Raw genomic sequence first — 502 nt, 5'->3', positions numbered from 1 at the left:
ACCTTCAACTGCGGTATCGGTATGGTCGTTATCATTGCTAAAGAAGATGCCGACGCGGTACAAGCATTCTTGAGCAAACAAGGCGAAACCGTTTACCGCTTGGGCGCAGTTCGTGAGCGCAACGGCGATGAACATCAAACCCAAGTGGCTTGATTGAGATGTAATTAAAAAAGTGCGGATGATGAATCCGCACTTTTTATTGTTTATGGTCTAGGAAAATCTTCGCCCTAGCCTACTTCTTCCAAAAAGCCAGCCAACTGCGCCGTATCGTGGGCAATCATCAGCTCTTCATTGGTTGGAACAACCAAAACAGCCGGCATAGAACCTGTCGGGCTGATGATACCGGAGTTGCCGTAGCGTTTGTCCATATTGGCTTTGGTGTCGATGTGCAGACCTAAGAAATCCAAGTAGGAAACAGTTTTAGCGCGGATATTACGCGAGTTTTCGCCGATACCGCCGGTAAACACGAGTGCGTCAACGCCGCCACAAGCCACAGCCATAG

Annotated in this window: 1 protein-coding gene and 1 pseudogene; one reads left to right on the top strand and one right to left on the bottom strand. The window is 49.0% G+C overall.

The annotated features are described in order from the left end of the window. On the top strand, window positions 1-153 hold a 153-nt coding region (locus tag ACTHUM_RS18895; RefSeq protein WP_440403811.1), incomplete at its 5' end, for an AIR synthase-related protein. A gap of 74 nt (window positions 154-227) precedes the next feature. Here ACTHUM_RS18895 and ACTHUM_RS18890 read toward each other — a convergent pair. Next, window positions 228-502: pseudogene (locus tag ACTHUM_RS18890) on the bottom strand (acetate kinase); the annotation flags it as partial.

Source organism: Neisseria sp. P0021.S006, assembly GCF_051956895.1.
The sequence above is the reverse complement of the archived record's forward strand: the minus strand, read 5'-3'. Positions and strand labels throughout refer to the sequence as shown.